This window comes from Aureimonas sp. OT7 (assembly GCF_014844055.1).
Lineage (GTDB): Bacteria > Pseudomonadota > Alphaproteobacteria > Rhizobiales > Rhizobiaceae > Aureimonas > Aureimonas altamirensis_A.
Map to the genome: position 1 here is coordinate 972310 of NZ_CP062167.1, position 22203 is coordinate 994512.

A 22203-nucleotide genomic window follows, 5' to 3' on the forward strand; every position below is an offset into this window, starting at 1 on the left:
GCGGGAAATCTTCGGCTGGCGCTGCGCTTCGCCCTTCGGGAAATGCGCGGCGGCCTGTCGGGCTTCATCATCTTTCTTGCCTGCCTGACGCTGGGCGTCGCCTCCATCGCCGCCGTCAACTCCGTCTCCCGCATGATGACCGAGGCCATCGAGCGCGAGGGCCGCATCATCCTCGGCGGCGATATCCGCTTCAGCCTGCCGCAGCGCCAGGCCAGCGAAGAGGAGCGCGCCTTCCTGGAAGCGGCCGGGCCGGTGGGCGAAAGTGCGCAGCTGCGCTCCATGGCGCGGCTGGCCGATGGCCGCGACCAGACCATCAGCGAGGTCAAGGCAGTCGATGGGGCCTATCCGCTCTACGGTGCTGTCGAGACCGATTCCGACGCTTCCCTTGCCGAGCTTCTGGCCGATCGGGACGGTGTTGCCGGCGCGGTGGCCGCGCCCGAGCTGTTCACGCGGCTGGACATCGCCCCCGGAGCGCGCATACGCGTCGGGTCGCAGGAGTTCGAGCTGCGCGCCCGGCTGCTGACGGAACCGGACCGGCTCTCCGATGGCTTCGTCTTCGCACCGCGCCTGATGATCGGGCTCGATGCCCTGCAGCGCACGGGGCTGTTGCAGCCCGGCAGCCTCGTTGAATACGACTATAAAGTCAGGCTTCCTGACGGTGTCACCGCCGCTCAGGTGACGGAGCAGGCCGAGGCGCGCTTTCCGGAAGCGGGCTGGAGCATACGGCCCTACGACCGTGCCGCGCCCGCCCTGCAGCGCAATATCGAGCGCTTCTCGCAGTTCCTGACGCTCGTCGGACTGACGGCGCTGATCGTGGGCGGCGTCGGCATAGCCAACGCCGTCAACGCCTATCTGGATTCCAAGCGCACCGTCATCGCCACCTTCAAGAGCCTCGGCGGCGGCGGCAATTTCGTCGTGTCCATCTATCTCATCCAGGTCCTGGCGCTGGCCAGCATCGGCGTAGCGCTGGGGCTCGCTCTGGGTGCGATCGCCCCCTTCGTCGCTGCCGGCTTCCTGGAGGCGGCCATCCCGGTGGAAACGCGGCCGGAAGTCTATCCCGTGGCGCTTCTGGTCGCGGCGGCGTTCGGCTACATGACGGCGCTTGCCTTCGCCCTCCTGCCGCTTGGGCGCACCCGCGACATCGGTGCCGCCGCCCTGTTCCGCGATACCGGCGCCGGCGGCGGCCTGCGGATGCACTGGCCGTTCCTGGCCGGGGCGCTCGGCCTTGCGGTGCTGGTTTCGGCCATCGCGCTGTTCATGGCAGACGATCGGCGGATCGCCGGCATCTTCCTGGCATCCACGGCCGTCGCCTTCGTCATCCTGCGCGTGGTGGCGCTGGCCATCCAGTGGCTGGCCCGCGCCGAGCCGCGCGTACGCTCCACCGCACTGCGCCTTGCCATCGGCAACATCCACCGCCCGGGGGCGCTGACCTCCTCGGTGGTGCTGTCCCTGGGGCTGGGGCTGACGCTGCTGGTCACGCTGGCGACCATCGACAATAATTTGCGCAACGAAATCAGCACCAACCTGGCCGAACGGGCCCCCAATTTCTTCTTCTTCGATATCCAGTCGGCCGAGGCGCAGGGCTTCGGCGAGGCGGTGCTGGCATTGGCCCCCGGCAGCGAGCTGGAATCCGTGCCGATGCTGCGCGGGCGCATCGTCGAGCTGAATGGCACCAATGTCCGGGACATGGCCATACCGGCGGAAGGCGCATGGGTGCTGCGCGGCGACAGGGGCCTGACCTATTCCACGCAGATGCCGCCGGCCTCCACCCTGACGGAGGGAGAGTGGTGGCCGGCCGACTACGCCGGCGAAAACCTCGTGTCCTTCGCGGCGGAAGAGGCCGGACAACTGGGGCTGAAGATCGGCGACACGGTCACCGTCAACGTGCTTGGCCGCAATGTTACCGCACGCATCGCCAATCTGCGCCGTGTCGAATGGCAAAGCCTGTCGATCAACTTCGTCATGGTCTTCTCGCCCAATACGTTCGCCGGCGCGCCGCACACCGCGCTGGCGACCCTGCGCATGGGCGAAGATACGCCCGAGGCCGAGCAAGCCGTTCTGCGCGGCCTCGGCGACGATTTCCCCGCCGTGACCGCGGTGCGGGTACGCGACGCGCTGGATGCCGTCAATCAGATCATCGCGCAACTGGCCCTGGCCATCCGGGCGGCCGCGGCGGTGGCGCTGGTGGCTTCCGTCTTCGTGCTGGCCGGGGCTCTGGCGGCCGGCAATCGCGGGCGCGTACACGACGCCGTCGTGCTGAAGACGCTGGGCGCCACACGCGCCACGCTCATCCGCGCCTATGTCACGGAATATCTGCTGCTCGGTGTCGGCACGGCGGTCTTCGCCATCGGCGCAGGCGCGCTCGCCTCGTCCTTCGTGGTCTCCACCATCATGCAGTTGCCTTACCGCTTCGACTGGGGCGTGGGACTTGCGACGCTTCTGGTCTCGCTTCTCCTGACCATCGGCCTTGGCCTTGCGGGCACATGGCGGGTGCTGGGACGCAAGGCCGCGCCGGTGTTGCGGACACTCTAGGATCGGCGAAAGCCCCAGATAACGTAAATTTAATCGCCCGGAGGGGCACGGCAGCCGGTCTGCAACCTTGGATACCCTTGTATAGAGGAGCAAGGTTCCGCATATTTCAGGCAGGACTGCTGGGGGTTCCGCCAGCGGCGCCTCGGTGTGCGAGCCCGTCTTCGCGCCCGACACCGGACGGAACACGCAGAAAGGAATTAGGAAACCCATGGCTGATTATCGGAATTACGGGGCACGCGTTCCCGCTGCCGGTAGCCGCGCCGACGCCACGATCGACCCGGGCCTGCGCGCCTACATGCTCAAGGTTTACAACCTTATGGCAATGGGTCTGGCGATCACGGGTGTGGCGGCCTACGGCCTGTTCATGATGGCCACCAGCGGCGCTCCCGTCGAAGGCGGCGCTCAGGTGCGCCCGGATCTCTGGCTGACGCCTCTCGGCATCGCCCTCTTCACCTCGCCTCTGCGCTGGGTGCTGATGCTGGCACCGCTGGCGCTGGTCTTCTTCCTGTCGTTCCGTGTCCACCGCATGTCGGTCGGCGCGGCACAGGCGACCTTCTGGGCTTATGCAGCGCTTGTCGGCCTGTCGCTGTCGACGATCTTCCTCGTCTTTACGCAGGAGTCGATCGTCCAGGTGTTCTTCATCACGGCGGCGGCCTTCGGCTCGCTCTCGCTGTGGGGCTACACCACCAAGCGTGACATCTCCGGCTGGGGCTCCTTCCTGTTCATGGGCCTCATCGGCGTGGTCATCGCCATGGTCGTCAACATCTTCCTCGCCTCGTCGGCGCTCGGCTTCGCCGTGTCGGTGATCGGCGTGCTGGTGTTCGCGGGTCTCACGGCCTACGACACGCAGCGCATCAAGGAGATGTATTACGAGGGCGACGACGTCCTGGCCGGTGGCCGCAAGGCCGTCATGGGCGCGCTCAGCCTCTACCTTAACTTCATCAACATGTTCATGATGCTGCTGCAGCTTTTCGGCAACCGCGAATAAACTGAACGCGCATCACGGCCTCATCGGAGGGCGGTCCGCAAGGGCCGCCCTTTTTCGTGCCGGCGCAAGGGCATGCGGATTGAAAGCCCGGTATGCACGGGCGTAGAAGCGTGGCGACACCGATGGGGAATCGATCCATGAGCGCCTTTACCCTCCGCGACGCCACCCCGGCCGATATTCCGGCCATCACCGCGATCTATCGCCATGCGGTTCTGCACGGCACGGCAACCTTCGAGGTGACGCCGCCCGACGAGGCGGAGATGGCCGCCCGGATGCAGACGCTCCTGACCCAGAATTATCCGTACATCGTGGCGGTTTCGGCGGCGGGCGAGGTCGTCGCCTACGCCTATGCCGGCCCTTTCCGGGCCCGCCCGGCCTATCGCTGGTCGGTGGAGGATTCCATCTACATAGACCCCAGCCACCACGGCAAGGGCATCGGGCGCGCCTTGCTGATGCGTCTTCTGGAGCTGTGCACGGAAAAGGGCTTCCGCCAGATGATCGCCGTCATCGGCGGATCGGACCATGCCCCGTCGATCCGGCTGCACGAGCGCGCGGGTTTCGGCATGATCGGCGTGTTCGAAGGATCCGGCTTCAAGTTCGGCCGCTGGATCGACACCGTCTTCATGCAGATGCGCCTCGGCGATGGACGGCATTCCCTGCCCGACGAGCACCGCTATCCCGGCACCCTGTAGCGCCGTTCAGCTTTTGGATGCCTTGTCGAGCACGCGGAGTACGCTGGACAGCTCGTGCCCTCGCTTCAAAACCGTGCCGCCGGCGCCGATGACGCTGTAGGCGCCCTGGCGACGCGCCAGGCGCGGGTCTTTCTCGACGCGGAACAGCGGCATTTCGCTGGTGCGGCGAAAGATCGAGAAGACGGCCCTGTCCTTGAGGGTATCGATGGCATAGTCGCGCCATTCTCCCGCCGCGACCATGCGGCCGTAGATGCGCAGGATCTCGGAAAGTTCTCGCCGGTCGAAGGAAACCACTGGAAGCGTGTCGGCGGGCCGGGCCATCGGAAATGTCAGAAGGTCCGCGGAGTGCCGTGACGTCTGATCGTCCAAAATCATCCCCTGTCGAAGGGCTGCCGCTCAAACGCCGAGGCCGGCCCGAAGAGCGATGGTCTCACCAAAAGACGCAGGATGCAAACCGGCATGCGTCAGTCGTCGACAAACTCCAGTTGCGCGGCCGCCAGGATGCGGCCCGGCGTGCCGGAGGCGTCGACGGCCTGCAACAGCACCGCGCAGCCGATGGCGCCGCGCGCTCCCTCCTGCAGCATGGAAACGGGAATGTCGATTTCCAGCGGCTTCGTCTCCGAGACCGTGCCCACTACCTTGAACTCCGAAACGGCATGCCGGTTCACGATATGGTGTCCGCTGTTCTCGCCCTTCAGGACGGGGGTTTCGATCCGGTCCTGATAGGTCACGAGAACCAGGATCGGCGGATTCTCCGTCGCGGGGCCTACCAGTTTCGCACGGACCTGCAGCGTCTCGTCGACGACGTTCATGGCAACCCGCGCGAGCGCGTCCTGCCCCGTGGCAAGGGGAGACGACTTCAGCGCCTGCGAGATTTCCTTGTCGTGCGAGCCGATGAAATCTCCCGTGCCGTTGACGACGACCTGCGGCGTGTAGACCGAACTCATGCGGAACGCCTTGGCGTAGGAGCGCTGGCGCTCGGTGTTCTGCCGGGTCGCAAGCTGGTCCTTCCAGCCGATATAATCCCAGTAGTCGACATTGTAGGAGAGGGCGACGATTCCGTGTTCGTCGGACAGCCGCGCCAGCACATCGTCGGCCGGCGGGCACGAGGCGCAGCCCTGGCTGGTGAAGAGCTCGACCACCCCGCGAAAATCGTCCGAAGACGCGCTTTGCGCCATGGCCGGGCCCGTACCGAGCGTTCCCGCAAGGCCGGCAACCGCCAGTAACGTCCATAAGGGGGGCCGAGAAGTCGTCGTCATGCGCGAAACCTACTGGCGGGCGTCGACACCCACCAGTCAAATCGGGGTGAAACGCCCTGACCCCCGCAGGAGAAGAATGGGGCGGCCGCAAGGCCGCCCCTTCATGGTCCTGTCAATGGGCCGTCGGCCTCAGGCGGCGAGCTGGCGCAGCACGTAGTGCAGGATGCCGCCGTTGCGAAAATACTCCAGCTCGTCCAGCGTATCGATGCGGCACAGCAGCTTGACGACCTGCGTCGACCCGTCGGCACGCTCGATGGTGGCGTCCATGATCTGGCGCGGCTTGACGTCGGCAAGACCCGTGATCGTCACCTTCTCGTCGCCCGTCAGGCCGAGCGTCTGCCAGCTCTCGCCTTCATTGGCGAAGACGAACGGAACGACGCCCATGCCCACCAGGTTCGACCGGTGGATACGCTCGAAGCTCTGCGCGATCACGGCGCGGACGCCGAGAAGGACGGTGCCCTTCGCCGCCCAGTCGCGGGAGGAGCCGGTGCCGTATTCCTTGTTGGCGAAGATCACCAGCGGCACGCCTTCGTCCTTGTAGCGCATCGCCGCCGTGTAGATCGGCAGCTCCTCGCCCGAGGGGTAGTGCCTGGTGATGCCGCCCTCGATGCCGGGCACCATCTGGTTCTTGATGCGGATGTTGGCGAAGGTGCCCCGCATCATGACCTGGTGGTTGCCGCGCCGCGCGCCATAGGAGTTGAAGTCCACCGGACGCACCTGATAGCTGACCAGATATTCGCCCGCCGGGCTGCTGGCCTTGATGGAGCCGGCCGGAGAGATGTGGTCGGTGGTGATGGAATCCAGGAACAGGCCAAGGATGCGCGCGCCCTGGATGTCCTCCACCGGCCTGGGCGTCATGCTCATGCCCTCGAAGTAAGGCGGGTTCTGCACATAGGTCGAGCGGTCGTCCCAATCGTAGGTGAGCCCGCCCGAGACGTTGATCTTCTGCCAGTGCTCGTCACCGGCGAACACGTCCGAATAGCGCGTCTCGAACAGGTCGCGCGTGACGGTCTGGCGGACGATGTCGGCAATCTCCTGCGTCGTCGGCCAGATGTCCCGAAGGAAGACGTCGTTGCCGTCGGCGTCCTGACCGAGCGGGTCGTTCGTCAGGTCGACGAAGAGCGATCCGGCAAGCGCGTAGGCCACCACAAGCGGCGGCGAGGCCAGGTAGTTGGCCCGCACGTCCGGATTGACGCGTCCCTCGAAGTTGCGGTTGCCCGAAAGGACCGAACAGGCGACGAGGTCATGCTTGTTGATGGCATCGGAGATGTTTTCCGGCAGCGGGCCGGAATTGCCGATGCAGGTGGTGCAGCCATAGCCGACGAGGTTGAAGCCGAGCGCGTCGAGATCCTTCTGCAGGTCGGCCTTTTCCAGGTACTCGGTCACGACCTGGCTGCCGGGGGCAAGCGAGGTCTTGACCCACGGCTTCACCTTCAGGCCCTTCGCATGCGCCTTGCGGGCCAGCAGGCCGGCAGCGACGAGGACGTTGGGGTTGGAGGTGTTCGTGCAGGAGGTGATCGCGGCGATCACGACGTCGCCGTCGGAGATGCCGTGATCGGTTCCGGCGACGGGGTGACGCACGGTCTGCGGCGTCTGGCCGGCCTGTCCGGCGCCTTCGTCCATGTAGCGCGCATCGCCGACCGATTCGGGCTTGTCGCTTTTCTTGCGGCCGCCATGGATTTCCGTCAGCGCGATGTCGAACTTGCGTGCGGCGTCGGTAAGCGCCACGCGGTCCTGCGGACGCTTGGGTCCGGCAAGCGAGGGTACGACGGTGCCGAGGTCCAGTTCGAGCGTATCGGTGAAGACGGGCTCGCCCTCCGACAGGCCGTGGAACATGCCCTGCGCCCTGGCATAGGATTCCACCAGCGCGATGCGATGCTTGTCGCGGCCGGTTGCCTCCAGATAGGCGACGGTGTCCTTGTCGATCGGGAAGAAGCCGCAGGTCGCGCCGTATTCCGGCGCCATGTTGGCGATGGTGGCCTGGTCTTCCAGCGTCAGGTTGGCAAGGCCGGGTCCGAAGAACTCGACGAACTTGCCGACGACGCCCTTCTTGCGCAGCATCTCGGTGACGGTCAGCACCAGATCGGTCGCCGTGGTGCCTTCGGGCAGCTTGCCCGTCAGGCGGAAGCCGATGACTTCGGGAATCAGCATGGAGATCGGCTGTCCCAGCATCACGGCCTCGGCCTCGATGCCGCCGACGCCCCAGCCAAGCACGGCGAGGCCGTTGACCATGGTGGTGTGCGAATCGGTGCCGACGAGCGTGTCCGGATAGGCGACGGTCTCGCCGTTCTCTTCACGCGTCCAGACCGTCTGCGATAGATACTCCAGGTTGACCTGGTGGCAGATGCCCGTGCCGGGGGGCACGACGCGGAAATTGCGGAACGCCTTGGACCCCCAGCGCAGGAAGGTGTACCGCTCGCCGTTGCGGTCGTACTCGACCGTCACGTTCTTTTCGAAGGCGTCCTTGCTGCCGAAATAATCGACCATGACCGAGTGGTCGATGACGAGATCGACCGGGACCAGAGGGTTGATCTTGTTTGCATCGGCACCGAGCTTCTCGGTGGCGTCGCGCATGGCCGCCAGGTCGACGACGGCCGGAACGCCGGTAAAGTCCTGCATCAGCACACGGGCCGGGCGGTAGGCGATTTCATGGCCGGCCTTGCCGCGGTCGTCCAGCCAGTTGACGACGGCGCGGACGTCGTCCGCCTTGACGGTACGCCCGTCTTCGTTGCGCAGCAGGTTTTCGAGGAGAACCTTCATGGAGAAGGGCAGTCGCGACGCCCCCTCCAGGCCGTTCTTCTCGGCTTCCTTGAGGTCGTAGTAGACATAGTCCTTGCCGTCGACGGTCAGGGTGCGGCGGCATTTGAATGTATCGGGATGGGACACGGGCTCTCGTTCCTTCTCGAACCAAAGTGATGTCCGAAAGGCGAACGCCAGTCGCGCCCGCGGAATTGAGCGCGTTTGGTACTGCGGGTACGACCATTTCCGCTCGTCCGCCTCCGCGCCTGCCTGAAGAGGCAGGAAGCATGAGATCGGCGCTGTTGATCCACGCCGGTCGCTGGTGTGGTTGGCGCCCTTATAGGCAAGTTTGTAATCGCTATAAAGGGGCAAGACGCGTCGTGGCGCTATTTTTGCGGCACCCCTTGCATTGTCCGCGGCCAGGGGACAGGACAGGGCATAAGCGGGTTTGGCGGGGGCAAAGTGGTTGAACTGAGGCTCGAAGGCGTGGTGATCGGCCGTCAGGCCCGTGCGCTCGGCCCTCCGCTCAGCCTGGCGCTCCGCCGGGGCGATGCGCTCGTCGTCAGCGGGCCCAACGGTGCCGGGAAATCCACCCTTCTCAGGACCCTCGCGGGCCTCACTCCCGCGCTGGCCGGCCGCATCAGCGTCGGCGGCCTGAACGCGCCCGATGGAGAACCGGCCACCCATCCGGGCCAGGTGTGCCATTACATCGGCCATCGCAACGGGCTCAAGCCGCTCGAGACGCTCGCGCGCAACGTCGCATTCTGGCGCGATTTCCTGGATGGAGGCCGGACCGGCGTGGATGAGGCGCTGGCGGCCTTCGACCTGCAGCCGCTGGCCGCCATTCCGGCTGGCTACCTGTCCGCCGGCCAGCAACGCCGCGCGGCGCTGTGCCGGCTTCTGGCGGCATGGCGGCCCTTATGGCTGCTGGACGAGCCGACGAACGCCCTGGATACCGCGTCGCAGGCGCTGTTTGCGCGGGTGGTCGCCGGGCACCTCGCCAAGGGCGGCATCGTGGTCGCGGCGACCCACCAGCCCCTGGAACTCGGTCCGGCGCGTGAACTGGTCCTCGCCGCCCGTCAGGCCGATACGGGCGACGGGCAGCCGGCAGAGGACTGGCAATGGTGAGCCTGTTCCTGCGCGACCTGGCCCTGTTTGCGCGCGGCGGCGGCTTCGCCACGGGGCTCATCTTCTTCCTGGCCCTCGTCGTCACGATTCCCTTCGGCATCGGGCCCGACCTTGCTCTTCTGTCGCGGGTCGGCCCGGCCATCCTGTGGATCGGCGTGCTCATGGCGACGCTGCTGTCGCTCGACCGCCTCTTCCAGGCCGACCGCGAGGATGGGACGCTCGACGCGCTGATTCTCGGCCCGGTGCCGATGCCGCTGGTGGTCCTCGTCAAATGCGCCGCGCTGTGGTGCGCGGCCATCCTTCCGCTGGTGGTCGCGGCGCCCGTCCTGGGCCTGTTCCTTGCGGTGGAGCCAGCGGCCCTGGGCGCCGTCGCCGCCACCCTTCTGGTCGGCTCGCCCGCGGTCGTGCTTGTCGGGGCCATCGGCGCGGCCATTGCGATTTCGCTACCGCGCGGCGGCGTGCTCGTGTCGGTTCTGGTGCTGCCCCTGACGGTGCCGATCCTGATCTTCGGGGTCACGGCCGCCTATGGCGCCGTCAACGACCCCGCCCCCTTCCGCGAGCCTTTCCTGGTGCTGTGCGGATTGTCTCTTTTCTTCGCCGTGCTGGGGCCCGTCGCGGCAGCCCATGCGCTGCGGATGCTGGCCGATTGAAGGACGCGATGATGCAGGAAGCCTATACCCTGTCCATGGAGATACCGACCGTGGAGGATTACCGTCGCCTCCGCCTGGTTACCGGCCTGTCGGGCAAGACGGAGGAGGCCGCGCGCCTTGGGCTGCCGAACAGTTGGTCGGCGGCTGTCGTGCGCCATCGTGGCCGCGTGGTGGCCATGGGCCGCGTGATCGGAGATGGCGGCTGCTTCTTCCAGGTGTGCGACATGGCGGTGGAACCGGAGCATCAGGGGCAGGGTCTGGGCAAGCGCATCTTCGCCCGGCTGATGGAGGATCTTCAGGCGCGCGCCCCCAAATCGGCCTATGTCAGCCTGATCGCCGATGGCGACGCGAAGCACCTCTATGCCAAATTCGGCTTCGAACCGGTGATGCCGGCGTCGATCGGCATGGCGATCTGGATCGGCGAACGGCCATCCGGGGGAAGTTGAACGCCCTATGCTGCATCGCAGCGCAGAGCGCATTTGCGATGGCGGCACCACGCATTTAGATTGCCTCTCATGAACGACATTGCCGTCAGACAATCGCGCTTTTCGGCGCTGGCCAACCCCACGCGCTTCCTGCAGCTATCCGGCAGGGTGCAGCCTTACGTCTATGGGGCTGCCATCGCATCCATCGCCGCCGGGCTTGGCCTCGGCTTTGCCGCGCCCGGGGACTACCAGCAGGGCGCGACGGTGCGCATCATGTTCATCCACGTGCCCTTCGCCTGGCTGTCGATGATGGTGTGGACCGTGATGACCGTTTCCGCGCTTGGCACCCTCATCTGGCGGCACCCCATCGCGGAAGTGTCCATCAAGGCCGCGGCGCCCCTGGGCGCAGCCTTTACCCTGCTGGCGCTCGTGACGGGCTCGGTCTGGGGCCGTCCCATGTGGGGCACCTGGTGGGTCTGGGACGCCCGGCTGACAAGCGTGTTCGTGCTGTTCATCATGTATCTCGGCCTCATCGCCCTCACGCGCGCCTTCGACGATCCGGGCAAGGCGGGCAAGCCTTCGGCCGTTTTGGTGCTCGTCGGATTTATCAACATTCCGATCATCAAGTTCTCCGTCGACTGGTGGAACACGCTGCACCAGCCGGCCAGCGTGGTGCGCATGGACGGGCCGTCCATGGCGGCCGTCTACCTGTGGCCGCTGCTGCTGTCGGCACTGGGGTTCTCGCTCTTGTTCTTCGCCCTGCACCTGACGGCGATGCGCACCGAGATACGACGCCGGCGCATCGTCGCCCTTGGCCGGCGGTCGGCCGCGCGTATGGAGGCCTGACGCCATGACCGGGGATTATTTCGGCTATATCGCCGCCGCCTATGGCATTTCGGCGGTCGTCCTGGCGGCGCTCTGCCTGTTCGTCGGTCTCGATGCGCGGTCCGCCGCGCGCCGCCTCGAGGCCCTGGAAGGCAAGCGCCGATGATTTCGCGCAGAGCGCGCCGTCTGGCGCTGGCGGCGTTGCCGCTGATCCTGTTCGTGGGGATGGGCGGGATGTTTCTCTTCGCCCTGGAATCGGGCCGCGATCCGCAGGCCCTGCCATCGGCCTTGCAGGGGCGGGCAGCCCCGGCAACCAGCCTGCCGCCGCTGCAAGGCGCACGGCTGGCGGATGGACGGCCTGTTCCGGGCCTGACATTTCCGGCGGGCGGCACGGGCCGGCCCGCTTTGGTGAATGTCTTTGCGTCGTGGTGCGCGCCGTGCCGGGCCGAACATCCGTTGCTGATGCGGTTGGCGGCCGACCCGCGTTTCGACCTTGTCGGTATCAATTACAAGGACAAGCCCGAGCAGGCGTCGGGCTTCCTGGAAGAACTCGGGAACCCTTATGCGCAGATCGGTGCGGACGAAGACGGCCGCGCCGGCATCGACTGGGGCGTCTATGGCGTGCCGGAAACATTCCTGGTGTCGCCCGAGGGGACGGTGCTGTGGAAGGCGACCGGCCCGCTGACCCCGGCGATCATCCAGCAAGAGCTGCTGCCCCGGCTGGAGGCCGGCAGCCCGCTCTCCTGATCGGCGTTGCCGATATATCAGGTGACCGGAACTGTCGCGGCCGTCAGGGATGCCAGGAAACGCCGGGTGCGTTCCTCTCTCGGTGCGCCGAAAAGCGTGGCCGAGGGCCCCATCTCCACCACCACGCCCGCATCCAGGAAAACGGCCTGCCCGGCAATGCGCGAGCCGAGGCGCAGATCGTGCGTGGCCATCACCATCGTCGTGCCATCGCGCGCCAGTCCGGCCAGAACCTCGACCACCTCGTCGGACAGTTCCGGGTCCAGCGCCGATGTCGGCTCGTCGCAAAGCAGGACGCGAGGCGAGGGGGCCAGCGCCCTGGCGATTGCGACGCGTTGCTGCTGTCCGCCCGACAGCGTCGAGGGCCAGGCATCCGCCTTGTCCGCAAGGCCGACCCGGTCCAGAAGCTGCATGGCCCGCTGGCTGGCTTTCGCCTGCGGCCACTTCAGCACCGTAACCAGGGATTCCATCACGTTCTGAAGCGCCGTTCGGTGCGGGAACAGCTGGAAGTTCTGGAACACCATTCCGGTCTGGCGCCGCACGGCCTGAACCTGCCGCGCCGGCACCTTTCGGCCCGGCGTGAAGTCCACTTCCGCGTCGCCCACCTGCAGGTGGCCGCGATCCGGGATCTCGAGCAGGTTGATGCATCGCAGCAGCGTGCTCTTGCCGCTGCCCGAAGGGCCGATCAGCGCGGTGACGCTGCCTTCCGAAAAGCTCAGCGAAATTCCTTTCAGCACCTCGTTCGCAGCGAAGCTCTTGTGGATGTCCTTCATGACGATCATGACCGCGCCTCCATGAAGCCGCCATACCGGTTCAGGCGCTTTTCCATCCGGGTCTGGAGCGATGACAGGACGGAGGACAGCAGAAGATAGATCAAAGCCGCCTGGACATAGAGGATGAGCGGTTCGTAAGTCACCGCCACGATCCGCTGGGCCTGCTGGAACAGCTCCGGCACGGTGATGGCGGCGGCCAGCGACGTATCCTTGACCAGGGAGATGAAGGTATTGGACAGCGGCGGCACGGCGGTGCGGGCGGCCTGGGGCAGGATCGTGCGGCGCATGGTCTGAAACCAGCTCATGCCGATGGAATAGGATGCCTCCCATTGCCCGCGCGGCACGGAGGCGATGACCGCCCGGATGATTTCCGAGGTATAGGCCCCGACATTCAGCGTAAAGCCGATCACGGCGGCGGTGAAAGCATCCAGCACGATGCCTGCGCTGGGCAGGCCGTAGAAGATCAGGAAAAGCTGCACCAGCAGCGGCGTGCCGCGGAAGATCCAGACATAAAAGCGCGCCACAAGCGCGAAAGGCTTCGGCGCGAACATGCGTACCAGCGCCGTCAAAAGGCCGAGCGAGAGACCTAGCGCAAAGGATATCAGCGTCAGCGGGGCCGTGAACTTGAGGGCCGCCCAAAGCAGCGGCCCAAGGGAATCCCACATGAGTTGCAGCCAGAAGGGCATTTCATACTCCGCCTTCAGGCTTCGCCGCCGCTGTTTATTGCGAGACGTCCGCGCCGAAATATTTGTCGGCGATGGCCTGGTAGGTGCCATCGGTCTTGATGTCTGCAAGGGCGGCATTGACCGCGGCAACGAGATCGTCCTGCCCCTGACGCATCAGGATGCCGGAATATTCCGCGTCCGCAAGTTCGGCGGCGACCCGCACGGGCGCATTCGGTTGCTTCTTGCGGAAATCCAGAAATGAGAGGCTGTCATTGATCGTTGCGTCGGCCCGGCCCTGCAGGACGAGCTGGATCGATTGGTCGAAACCGTCGGTGGCAACCAGCTCGGCGCCGTGCTCCTGCGCCAGGCGCCCGAAATTGCTGGTCAGCGACTGAGCCGCACGAAGGCCTTTCAGGTCGTCGAACCCCTTGACCGCTTCGTTGTCGGCCTTGACGATCAGCACGGCCTTGGAGGCGATATACGGTTCGGAGAAGCTGTACTTGCGCTGCCGGGCCTCGGTGATGCCGACCTGGTTGATGACGGCGTCGTAGCGATTGGCGTCGAGCCCGGCGATGAGGCCGTCCCACTTTCCCTCCAGGAATTCGGCGCGCACACCCATCTTCTCGGCAACGGCGCGGCCGATCTCGACATCGAAGCCGACAAGCGCGCCGCTGGCATCGTGAAAGGTGAAGGGCGCATAGGTGCCTTCCGTGCCGATGCGGATGACACCGTCCGCCTTGATCCGCTCGAGGTCGGTCTGCGCCCGCGCAGGGGCGCCAAGGCCCGCGGCCACCAGGGTTGCGGCGAGTATCGTGGTGAACGACTTCATTGGGGACATTCCTGTCTTGGTCGTGCCGGGGCAAAACTCCGTTGCCTGCAAAGGTAACGCCTAGAGGCAGAAGGTGAAGGCCACGCCCGTCCATATGGCAAGGCCATGCGCCTCCCAAAGCCACAATCCGCCCACCAGCGCCACGAGGATGCCGGCCGCCGTCGCGGCCCTGAGGGCGAGCGCGCCGCTCATGCAGCCTGCGCACGCAGGATCGGCCGGTCCCGGATCGGCAGGTTGACGAGGCCGGCCAGAAGACCGAGCCCGATGGATACCTGCCAGGCAAGGTCGTAGCTGCCGGTGTCCTCGAAGAAGCGGCCTGCCAGCCACGCCCCGAAGAAGCCGCCCACCTGATGGCTCATGAAGACGATGCCGAACAGCGTAGCCAGGTATCGTACGCCGAAGATCTGGCTGACAAGCCCACTGGTCAGGGGCACGGTGCCGAGCCACAGGAAACCGATGGCACAGGCGAAGAGTGTCGCGCTGAGCGGCGTGAAAGGCACGGCCAGGAAGACGACGATGACCGCCGATCGGGCGAAGTACAGGCCGGACAGCACGTATTTCTTGCGCATCTTGTCGGCGCTGAGGCCGAAGACGTAGGAACCGAGGATGTTGAAAAGGCCGATAAGCGCCAGCGCCCGCGCGCCGACCGCTGGGTCCAGCCCCTGGTCGGCCAGAAAGGCCGGCAGGTGGGTGGAGATGAAGGCGACATGGAAGCCGCAGACAAAGAAGCCGAAATTCAAGAGCCAGTAGCCGGGATGGCGGGATGCCTCGCGCAGCGCCTCGCCCAGGCTTTGCTGGCGTAAGGTGCCCGCCGCCGTGCCTGCCGGAAGGCCGGCGATGCCACGCGCCAGAAGGACGATGAGGAGCGCCAGGAGGGCGCCGATCAACATGGTTTCGCGCCAGCCGAAACTGCCGATCAGCCCTTGCGTCAGCGGCACGAGGAGGAACTGCCCGAACGAGCCGCCGGCCGTCGCGATGCCGACGGCCGCGCCGCGCTTTTGCGGCGGCACCGCACGGCCTATGGCGCCGAGTACGACGACGAAGGTGATACCCGTCATGGCGAAGCCGGCCAGAAAGCCGAGCGAGAGGTTCAACCCGACTGCGCTGCCCGCCGTGGCGGCCAGCGCCAGCGCCAGCGCATAGAGGACACCGCCCGCGGCGGCGACGCGGCCGGAGCCATGCCTGTCGGCCAGCGCGCCGACGAAGGGCTGCGCCAGACCGAGAATCAGTGTCTGGACGGCAATGGCGAGACCGAAGGCTTCGCGGCTGACGCCGAGCTCCAGCTCGACCGGGCGCATATAAAGGCCGAAGGACTGGCGCAGGCCCATGGATATGGTGACGATCGCCGCGCCGCAGGCCAGCACGATGGCCGGCCTTGCGTATCCAAGAGGGGAACCTGTGCGCATGTCGGCATTTCTCCGCGCGAGACCCCGCGCACGCTCTTCAGTAGGGGAGCAGCGGGCGCGCGGTCAATGCCCGGGTGTCATGACTGCAGGGCGTTGTCGTGCGCATCGTGGATCTCGGCGACGAGGTCCGGCGGCAGGCGCAGCGCCGAAGCCAGCCTTTGCAGATAGTCCCGCTCGGCGGGCGTATCCGCGTCGATGGCCATCAGCGACGCAAGATAGACTTCGACCCCGGCTTCCGGGGTGCGGGCCTGCGCGGCGAGATCCTCCACCGGCATCGGGCGGCGCAACTCGTCCATCACCAGCGATTTTTCCTCGGCATCCAGTTCGAGCCCGTCCATCTTGCCGAAGATTGCTTCCTCTTCCGCACTGTCGATGCTGCCGTCCGCCTTGGCCGCGGCGATCATGGCCGACAGAAGCAGGCGGGCATGTTCCTGTTCTTCTCCCGGCGGCGGGATGAAGGCGGTATCCGATGCATCCGGAATCTCGCCGGGCGCGATGCGACTGACTGTATTGCCGGCCTGCTGCGCCTGATAATTTTGCCAGGCCTTGTAGCCGAGGCCCGCAACCAGAGCCAGGCCGCCAAGCTTGATGGCAGAGCCGCCGAGCTTCCTGGCGTTCTTTCCGCGCAGCAGATAGGAGGCGAGGCCACCGGCTATGACGGGACCGAGCGCACCGCCCATGCCGCCCGCAAGGCCGCCGCCCAGGCCGCTACCCCGGCCACCGCCGCGACTGCCCCCGAGGACGCTGCCGACGAGGTCTCCGAGGCCGCCCGGCAGACCGGCGCCGAGCCCTCCCTGGCCCGTCTGCAGGCCACCCTGGCCCGTTCCTTGCCTTGGCGCCCCGCGTCCCGTGCCGAGAAACTGGTCGAGAAGTTTTTGTGCGTCGATCATGTCAGCGCTCCTTGAGTACCTTCGATGGGAAAGGTGGGAGCCTGAAGACGATTTGCAACGTGCTACTTCTTCTGGTCGAAGAGCGGCTCCGTGGCATGACGCTTCAACAGCGGAAACTGCGCCAGCATGAAAGCGATGGTGATGGGCATCGTACCCCAGACCTTGAATGCCACCCAGAAGTCGGTGGAGAAAAAGCGCCAGACCACTTCGTTCAGCACGGCAAGGAAAACGAAGAAAAGCCCCCAGCGCAGCGTCAGTTTGCGCCAGCCCTCGTCGTCGAGCTTGAAAGCCTGATCGAAGACATAGCCCAGAAGCGGCTTGCCGAAGGCCAGCCCGCCCAGAAGGACCGCGGCGAACAGGCCATTGACGATGGTCGGCTTCATCTTGATGAAGACCTCGTCCTGCAGCCACAGCGTCAGCGTGCCGAACACGACGACGACGACACCCGAGACGATGGGCATGATGGGCAGCGTCCGGATCATCATCCAGGAAACGGTCAGAGAAACCACCGTCGCCAGCATGAAAAGCGCCGTTGCGACGAAGAGCGGTCCCCCGAGCGCCCCCAGCGCGGGAACCGCCTCGGCGATGGCCTCGCCCCGGTTGTTGGCGAAGAAGAAGACCACCAGCGGTCCAAGTTCGAGAGCGAACTTGACGAGCGGGTTCATCTCCTTGCGACCCGGCCTGTTGGGGGCTTCTTCGACGATGCGTTCGGACATCTCGTGCTCCTTGCGTGCGTCAGGCCGCGCGGCCGGCGATCGCCTCGGCGAAATCGCGGGCCTTGAATGGTTCCAGATCGTCTATCCCTTCGCCGACGCCGATGAAATAGACCGGCAGGGCATGACGCGTCGCGATGGCCACAAGAATGCCGCCGCGCGCCGTACCGTCGAGCTTGGTCATGACCAAACCGTTCACCCCGGCGACGTTGCGGAAAATCTCCACCTGGCTCATGGCGTTCTGCCCGGTCGTGGCATCCAGCGTCTGCAGCACGGTATGCGGCGCGTCGGGCGCGCGCTTGCGCAGCACGCGCACGATCTTCTCCAGCTCGGCCATCAGTTCGGTGCGGTTCTGCAGCCGGCCGGCGGTGTCGATGATGAGCACGTCCGAGCCGTTGCGCAATGCCTCGTCATAGGCTTCGAAGGCCAGTCCCGCGGCGTCGGCGCCGATATCGCGCGCAACGACGGCCGAGCCGGTGCGCTCGCCCCAGATTTTCAACTGCTCCACCGCGGCGGCGCGGAACGTGTCGCCGGCCGCCAGTGTCACCTTCAGGCCGCCGCGCGTCAGCTTGGCGGCCAGCTTGCCGATCGTGGTCGTCTTGCCGGTGCCGTTGACCCCGACGACCAGGATCACATGCGGCTTGACCGACAGATCGAGCTCCAGCGGCCGGGCGACGGGCGCCAGCGAACGCTCGACCTCCTCGGCCAGGATGGCGCGCACAGCCTCTCCGGTGATCTCCTTGCCGTAGCGCCCCTCGGACAGCCGTTCCGTGATGCGGGTCGCCGTCTCGACGCCAAGGTCGGCCTGGATCAGCACGTCCTCGAAGTCCTGAAGGGTATCTTCGTCCAGGCGCCGTTTCGTGAACAGCGAGGTGATCTGCCCCGACAATTGTCCGGACGAGCGCGACAGGCCCTCGCGCAGCCGTTGGAACCAGCTGCGCGCCGGCTCCGCCGCCAATGCCGCGCCGACAGCCGCCTGCCTGGCCTCGACGACGCGCCAGCCGGGCTGGTTGGCTTCCTCGTCCTCCGGCTCCGGCTCGACCGGCTGGTCGAGCCAGGCGAAGGAATCGTCGGCACCATCGTCTTCCGGCGGCAGCTCCAACTCCTCGACGGGGATGCTTTCGGGGACGGCCTCCACGGCCGGCTCCGGCGCGGGCACGCCGCCATCCTCCTCGATCAGGGTCGCCTCGGCTTCCTCGATGGCATCGACGTTCGGCGCGTCCTCCCTGAGCCAGTCGAAGTCGGCGTCCGGCTCTGTATCGGGCACGCCCGGCTCTTCCAGGAAGGCGAAATCGTCGCCATCGGCCGCGGCGGGCGCGTCGGCAACCAGGGGCCCGTCAATCAGGGGTTCTTCAACCAGGGGTTCGATCGGCTGGGCTTCGCTCGGCGCAACGTCCGCCGGCACCACCTGTGTCGGCGCCGTTTCCGCCGGTTTGGCGGAATCGTCCTGCCCGAAGGTGAAGATGCGGCGAAAGAAGCCTTTCTGCTCTGCCATGAAGTCTCCAGTTCGATAGGGTCAGGCGGCGGCGGCCATCAGCGGCCGCGCGACCAGGCGTTCGCCCGTCTGGCCGATGATCTCGGCCTCGACGATTTCGCCGGGGGCGCCGACCGCGATGTCGGCAAGGGTGAAGTCTTCGGCGCGGCCAAGACCTTCGCGCTCGACCAGGATACGTTGCCGTGTGCCGACCAGCCGCGCCAGATGCGCCGCGTGGGCCGCCTCGCCGCGCGCCCGCAGGAGCGCGGCGCGCTCCTTGCCGACGGCCTTGGGCAGTTGCGGCATGCGCGCGGCAGGCGTGCCCTTGCGCGGTGAAAAGGGAAAGACGTGAAGATGCGTCAGCCCGCACTCGTCCACGAGGCGCAGTGAATTTTCGAACATGGCGTCCGTTTCCGTCGGGAAGCCCGCGATGATGTCGGCGCCGTAGACGATGTCGGGCCGGCGGGACCGCATGTCGACGCAGAAGGCGATGGCGTCCTCGCGGCTGTGACGGCGCTTCATGCGCTTCAGGATCATGTTGTCGCCGGCCTGCAGCGACAGGTGCAGATGCGGCATCAGCCGCGTTTCCGTGCCGATGGCATCCATGAGGGCAGGGCCGGCTTCGATGGAGTCGATGGATGACAGGCGCAGGCGCGGCAGGTCGGGTACATGGCGCAGTATGGCCTGTACCAGCGTGCCCAGGCGCGGCGCGCCCGGCAGGTCGGCGCCCCAACTGGTCATGTCGACGCCCGACAGCACCACCTCGCGGTAACCGGCATCCACAAGGCGGCGCACCTGCGCCACCGCGGCGCCCATGGGCACCGAGCGGGAGTTGCCGCGTCCGAAGGGGATGATGCAGAAGGTACAGCGATGGTCGCAGCCGTTCTGCACCTGCACGATGGCGCGGGCACGGCCCTCGATGGCGTCCACCATGTGGCCCGCCGTCTCGCGCACGCTCATGATATCGTTGACGCGCACCTTCTCTTCGGCTGAAACCCCGAAATCGGGCAGGCTGCGATAGCTGTCCGCCTTCAACTTGTCGTCATTGCCGATGACGGCGTCCACCTCATCCATCCGGGCGAAGGTGTCGCCTTCGGTCTGCGCGGCGCAGCCGGTAACGATGATGCGCGCGGACGGGTTGTCGCGGCGCGCGCGGCGCACCGCCTGACGAGCCTGGCGCACCGCCTCGCCGGTGACGGCACAGGTGTTGATGATGATGGCGGGAATGGCGTCGGCTGCGCCAAGTCCGGCGGCCGCCGCCTCGCGCTTCATGATCTCCGCCTCGAAGGTGTTGAGGCGGCAGCCGAAGGAAATCACGTCGATCGCAGGCTTGCCGGTCATCGGACTGCGCTCTCCAGCGCGACGCGGCGATGGTCGCCCGTGACGGGGTCGAGGAAGCCGTCCCATTCCAGCTCCGCCGGCCCGGTCATCATCACGTGGCCGTCGTCGCGCCATTCGACGATCAGGTCGCCACCGGGCACGGTCACTGTCAGGCGACGGCCGGCGCGGCCGGTGCGCGCCGCCAGCACGGCCGCGGCGCAGGCGGCCGAGCCGCAGGCCTGCGTCAGGCCGACGCCGCGCTCGAAGGTACGCATGGTCAAAGCCGTCGGCCCGGTCACCTGGGCGATGCTTACATTGACCCGGTCGGGAAACAGCGGGTGATGCTCGACCTCGGCACCGTGGAGGGCAAGGTCGATGGACTGCACGTTGCGATCGATGAAGAAGACCGCATGGGGGTTGCCCATCGAGGCCACCGCGGGCCGGGACAGGACCGGCGCCCCCTCCGGTCCGCTGTCCACCGGGGCGGCGTCCGTGTCGTCGACGGCGTGGGCAAGCGGAATATCCTGCCAGTCGAACAAGGGAACTCCCATGTCGACGCTGATGAGCCCGCCGGGAAGGGCCCGCGCCTCCAGTATGCCGCGACGCGTCCGCAAAAGGTATTCCTGCGTGCCCGTATCCCGCCCGAGATACAGGACGACGCAGCGCGTACCGTTGCCGCAGGCGCCGGCCTCGCTGCCATCGGCGTTGAGGATGACGATGTCGGCGTCGGCGCCGGAGGTTTCCGGATCGTGGATCGCCATGATCTGGTCGAAATGGGTGTCCGCCTTGCCCGCCAGCGCCACCGCTGCCGCCGGCGTGATGCGGTCCGAGCGCCCGCGCAGGTCGGCGACGAGGATTTCGTTGCCGAGCCCGTTCATGCGGGAAAAGGGGACGTCGAGTGCCATGGCCGCTATATGCCGTCTTTCTACTTGGATTGCCAGTCGCCGCGGCTCAGCTCTCCCAGTCGGTGCCGACCGGGTCACGCTCGAGTTTTACGCCTTCCCGCCGCAGCTCGCGCGCCTCCTCCCTGTCGGCCTTATCCATCTGTTCGGGCCGCTCCCCGGCCATCTCGACCTTGCCCAGCGCCAGACGGAACAGGATGGGGAAATGGTCCGAGCCTGCCCGGTCCAGCCGCCTGATGCCGGCCAGGCGGAAGCGGGCATCGTGGAACAGGTGGTCCAGCGGCCAGCGGATGAAGAAGAAGCGGGCGTCGAAGGTGGAATAGAAGCCGCGCCCGACACGCGGGTCCAGCAGCCTTGAGATGCGCTGGAAGAGCCGCGTCGTATGCGACCAGGCGACGTCGTTGAGATCGCCCGTGACGATGCAGGGCAAGGTGTCGTCGCGGACAAGTCCGGCCACCGTCACGAGTTCCGCGTCGCGTCCGTAGGAATCCACGACCGGGACCGGTGGCTCCGGATGGACGCAATACAGGCGGAAGCGGTCCTGGTTGCGCAGGCTTACCGTGGCGATGATGGATGGAATGTCGTCCATCACCAGCTCGCGAACCGCGACATCGCTGAGCGGCAGGCGCGAATAGAGGATCATCCCGTAGCTGTTGTCGAGCGGATGGGAGACAACATGGTCATACCGGTCGGCGAGGGGCTCCAGCCCCTTCGCCCAGCCGGAATCCACCTCCATGAAGAGGGCGATGTCGGCATCAGCGGCAGCGGCGACGGCCAGCGCCCTGTCGTAATGCCGGTTCGACTGCTTGACGTTGAAGGACAGGATCGAGACGACGGACGGATCGTCGTCCGGCCCGTCGAAGTCCTGTGACTGCGCCTTCTTCAGCGGCGTGAACTGCACGATGGGCACGATCTGCGCTATGGCGACGGCGACCAGGCATGCGGATGCGACCGGGCTTATCCAGCCATCGGCGGGCATGAGGATGGAAAAGGCCAGCAGCACCAGGGTTGCCAGGAGAACCTGCAGGCGGGGAAACGAAAAGACGCGGACGAAGCCATGCGCCACCCGCAGGAATGAAAGCGCGGTGGCGATGACGAGCACAAGCGTCAGGCAGGCCAGCACGATGCCCCAGCTCATCGGTGCCTGCCGTCGGTACGTTCGGTCATTGCAGGTCCCCAGGTTGACATAAGCGCAGAGACAGGCTTAAAGCGGCGCGATCCGCGACAGTTCCGTCCGCGAGCAACCGAC

The 22203-nt window shown here is 66.4% G+C and carries 23 protein-coding genes; 9 read left to right on the plus strand and 14 right to left on the minus strand.

All coding sequences use genetic code 11. The features are described 5' to 3' along the window. The first annotated feature begins 42 nt into the window (after window positions 1-42). From IGS74_RS04700 to IGS74_RS04710, 3 genes are all read left to right on the plus strand, one after another. Window positions 43-2532 (plus strand): ABC transporter permease, encoded by a 2490-nt coding sequence (locus IGS74_RS04700; RefSeq protein ID WP_246723113.1) that lies wholly within the window; start codon window positions 43-45, stop codon window positions 2530-2532. A 208-nt stretch (window positions 2533-2740) separates the two neighbouring features. Next, window positions 2741-3520: a Bax inhibitor-1/YccA family protein gene (locus IGS74_RS04705; RefSeq protein WP_192389769.1), complete on the plus strand. Its 780-nt coding sequence runs from the start codon at window positions 2741-2743 to the stop codon at window positions 3518-3520. A 137-nt stretch (window positions 3521-3657) separates the two neighbouring features. After that, a complete protein-coding gene (locus IGS74_RS04710; RefSeq protein WP_192389770.1) occupies window positions 3658-4212 on the plus strand; it encodes a GNAT family N-acetyltransferase in 555 nt (184 codons plus the stop codon). Between the two features lie 6 nt (window positions 4213-4218). Here the strand turns inward: IGS74_RS04710 and IGS74_RS04715 are convergent, their stop codons facing one another. The 3 genes from IGS74_RS04715 to acnA form a co-directional block, all read right to left on the minus strand. Further along, on the minus strand, window positions 4219-4533 hold the full coding sequence (locus IGS74_RS04715; RefSeq protein ID WP_246723114.1) for a DUF2794 domain-containing protein: 315 nt from the start codon (window positions 4531-4533) through the stop codon (window positions 4219-4221). A 143-nt stretch (window positions 4534-4676) separates the two neighbouring features. Further along, window positions 4677-5471 (minus strand): DUF1223 domain-containing protein, encoded by a 795-nt coding sequence (locus tag IGS74_RS04720; protein ID WP_192389774.1) that lies wholly within the window; start codon window positions 5469-5471, stop codon window positions 4677-4679. Window positions 5472-5600: 129 nt separating this feature from the next. Beyond that, window positions 5601-8357, minus strand: a complete 2757-nt coding sequence (gene acnA, locus IGS74_RS04725; protein WP_192389776.1) for an aconitate hydratase AcnA — start codon at window positions 8355-8357, stop codon at window positions 5601-5603. A 324-nt stretch (window positions 8358-8681) separates the two neighbouring features. Here acnA and ccmA point away from each other — a divergent pair, with 324 nt between their 5' ends. From ccmA to IGS74_RS04755, 6 genes are all read left to right on the plus strand, one after another. Continuing rightward, window positions 8682-9338, plus strand: coding sequence for a heme ABC exporter ATP-binding protein CcmA (gene ccmA / locus IGS74_RS04730; protein ID WP_192391350.1), 657 nt, complete (start codon window positions 8682-8684; stop codon window positions 9336-9338). After that, entirely contained in the window at window positions 9332-9988 is a 657-nt protein-coding gene (gene ccmB / locus IGS74_RS04735; protein ID WP_192389778.1) for a heme exporter protein CcmB, read from the plus strand. The genes ccmA and ccmB overlap by 7 nt, the downstream gene beginning before the upstream one ends. A gap of 8 nt (window positions 9989-9996) precedes the next feature. Next, entirely contained in the window at window positions 9997-10434 is a 438-nt protein-coding gene (locus IGS74_RS04740; protein ID WP_192391351.1) for a GNAT family N-acetyltransferase, read from the plus strand. A gap of 69 nt (window positions 10435-10503) precedes the next feature. Next, window positions 10504-11259 carry a heme ABC transporter permease gene (locus tag IGS74_RS04745; protein ID WP_192389780.1) on the plus strand — a complete coding sequence of 252 codons (756 nt, stop codon included), beginning with the start codon at window positions 10504-10506 and terminating at the stop codon, window positions 11257-11259. Between the two features lie 4 nt (window positions 11260-11263). Then, window positions 11264-11404 (plus strand): heme exporter protein CcmD, encoded by a 141-nt coding sequence (gene ccmD, locus IGS74_RS04750; RefSeq protein WP_082015938.1) that lies wholly within the window; start codon window positions 11264-11266, stop codon window positions 11402-11404. Next, window positions 11401-11985: a DsbE family thiol:disulfide interchange protein gene (locus tag IGS74_RS04755; RefSeq protein ID WP_192389782.1), complete on the plus strand. Its 585-nt coding sequence runs from the start codon at window positions 11401-11403 to the stop codon at window positions 11983-11985. Before ccmD ends, IGS74_RS04755 begins: the two co-directional genes overlap by 4 nt. Window positions 11986-12002: 17 nt before the next feature. Here the strand turns inward: IGS74_RS04755 and IGS74_RS04760 are convergent, their stop codons facing one another. The 11 genes from IGS74_RS04760 to IGS74_RS04805 form a co-directional block, all read right to left on the minus strand. Beyond that, complete coding sequence (locus IGS74_RS04760) at window positions 12003-12764, minus strand: amino acid ABC transporter ATP-binding protein (RefSeq protein ID WP_192389784.1); 762 nt, start codon at window positions 12762-12764, stop codon at window positions 12003-12005. After that, window positions 12761-13441, minus strand: a complete 681-nt coding sequence (locus IGS74_RS04765; protein WP_192389786.1) for an amino acid ABC transporter permease — start codon at window positions 13439-13441, stop codon at window positions 12761-12763. Before IGS74_RS04765 ends, IGS74_RS04760 begins: the two co-directional genes overlap by 4 nt. Window positions 13442-13475: 34 nt before the next feature. Beyond that, complete coding sequence (locus IGS74_RS04770; RefSeq protein ID WP_192389788.1) at window positions 13476-14249, minus strand: amino acid ABC transporter substrate-binding protein; 774 nt, start codon at window positions 14247-14249, stop codon at window positions 13476-13478. A 60-nt stretch (window positions 14250-14309) separates the two neighbouring features. Continuing rightward, window positions 14310-14441 carry a hypothetical protein gene (locus tag IGS74_RS20400; RefSeq protein ID WP_281413042.1) on the minus strand — a complete coding sequence of 44 codons (132 nt, stop codon included), beginning with the start codon at window positions 14439-14441 and terminating at the stop codon, window positions 14310-14312. After that, complete coding sequence (locus IGS74_RS04775; RefSeq protein ID WP_192389790.1) at window positions 14438-15655, minus strand: MFS transporter; 1218 nt, start codon at window positions 15653-15655, stop codon at window positions 14438-14440. Before IGS74_RS04775 ends, IGS74_RS20400 begins: the two co-directional genes overlap by 4 nt. A gap of 77 nt (window positions 15656-15732) precedes the next feature. Beyond that, the gene (locus IGS74_RS04780) at window positions 15733-16545 is read right to left on the minus strand and encodes a tellurite resistance TerB family protein (protein WP_192389792.1); all 813 of its coding nucleotides are present in this window, start codon (window positions 16543-16545) and stop codon (window positions 15733-15735) included. Window positions 16546-16607: 62 nt separating this feature from the next. After that, window positions 16608-17261 (minus strand): septation protein A, encoded by a 654-nt coding sequence (locus IGS74_RS04785; RefSeq protein ID WP_192389794.1) that lies wholly within the window; start codon window positions 17259-17261, stop codon window positions 16608-16610. A gap of 19 nt (window positions 17262-17280) precedes the next feature. Then, the gene (gene ftsY, locus IGS74_RS04790; protein ID WP_192389796.1) at window positions 17281-18753 is read right to left on the minus strand and encodes a signal recognition particle-docking protein FtsY; all 1473 of its coding nucleotides are present in this window, start codon (window positions 18751-18753) and stop codon (window positions 17281-17283) included. 21 nt (window positions 18754-18774) lie between these two features. Beyond that, the gene (gene mtaB / locus IGS74_RS04795) at window positions 18775-20073 is read right to left on the minus strand and encodes a tRNA (N(6)-L-threonylcarbamoyladenosine(37)-C(2))-methylthiotransferase MtaB (RefSeq protein WP_192389798.1); all 1299 of its coding nucleotides are present in this window, start codon (window positions 20071-20073) and stop codon (window positions 18775-18777) included. Further along, window positions 20070-20957, minus strand: a complete 888-nt coding sequence (gene dapF / locus IGS74_RS04800; protein ID WP_192389800.1) for a diaminopimelate epimerase — start codon at window positions 20955-20957, stop codon at window positions 20070-20072. Before dapF ends, mtaB begins: the two co-directional genes overlap by 4 nt. Window positions 20958-21003: 46 nt before the next feature. Continuing rightward, window positions 21004-22092, minus strand: coding sequence for an endonuclease/exonuclease/phosphatase family protein (locus tag IGS74_RS04805; RefSeq protein ID WP_192389802.1), 1089 nt, complete (start codon window positions 22090-22092; stop codon window positions 21004-21006). Window positions 22093-22203: the final 111 nt, after the last annotated feature.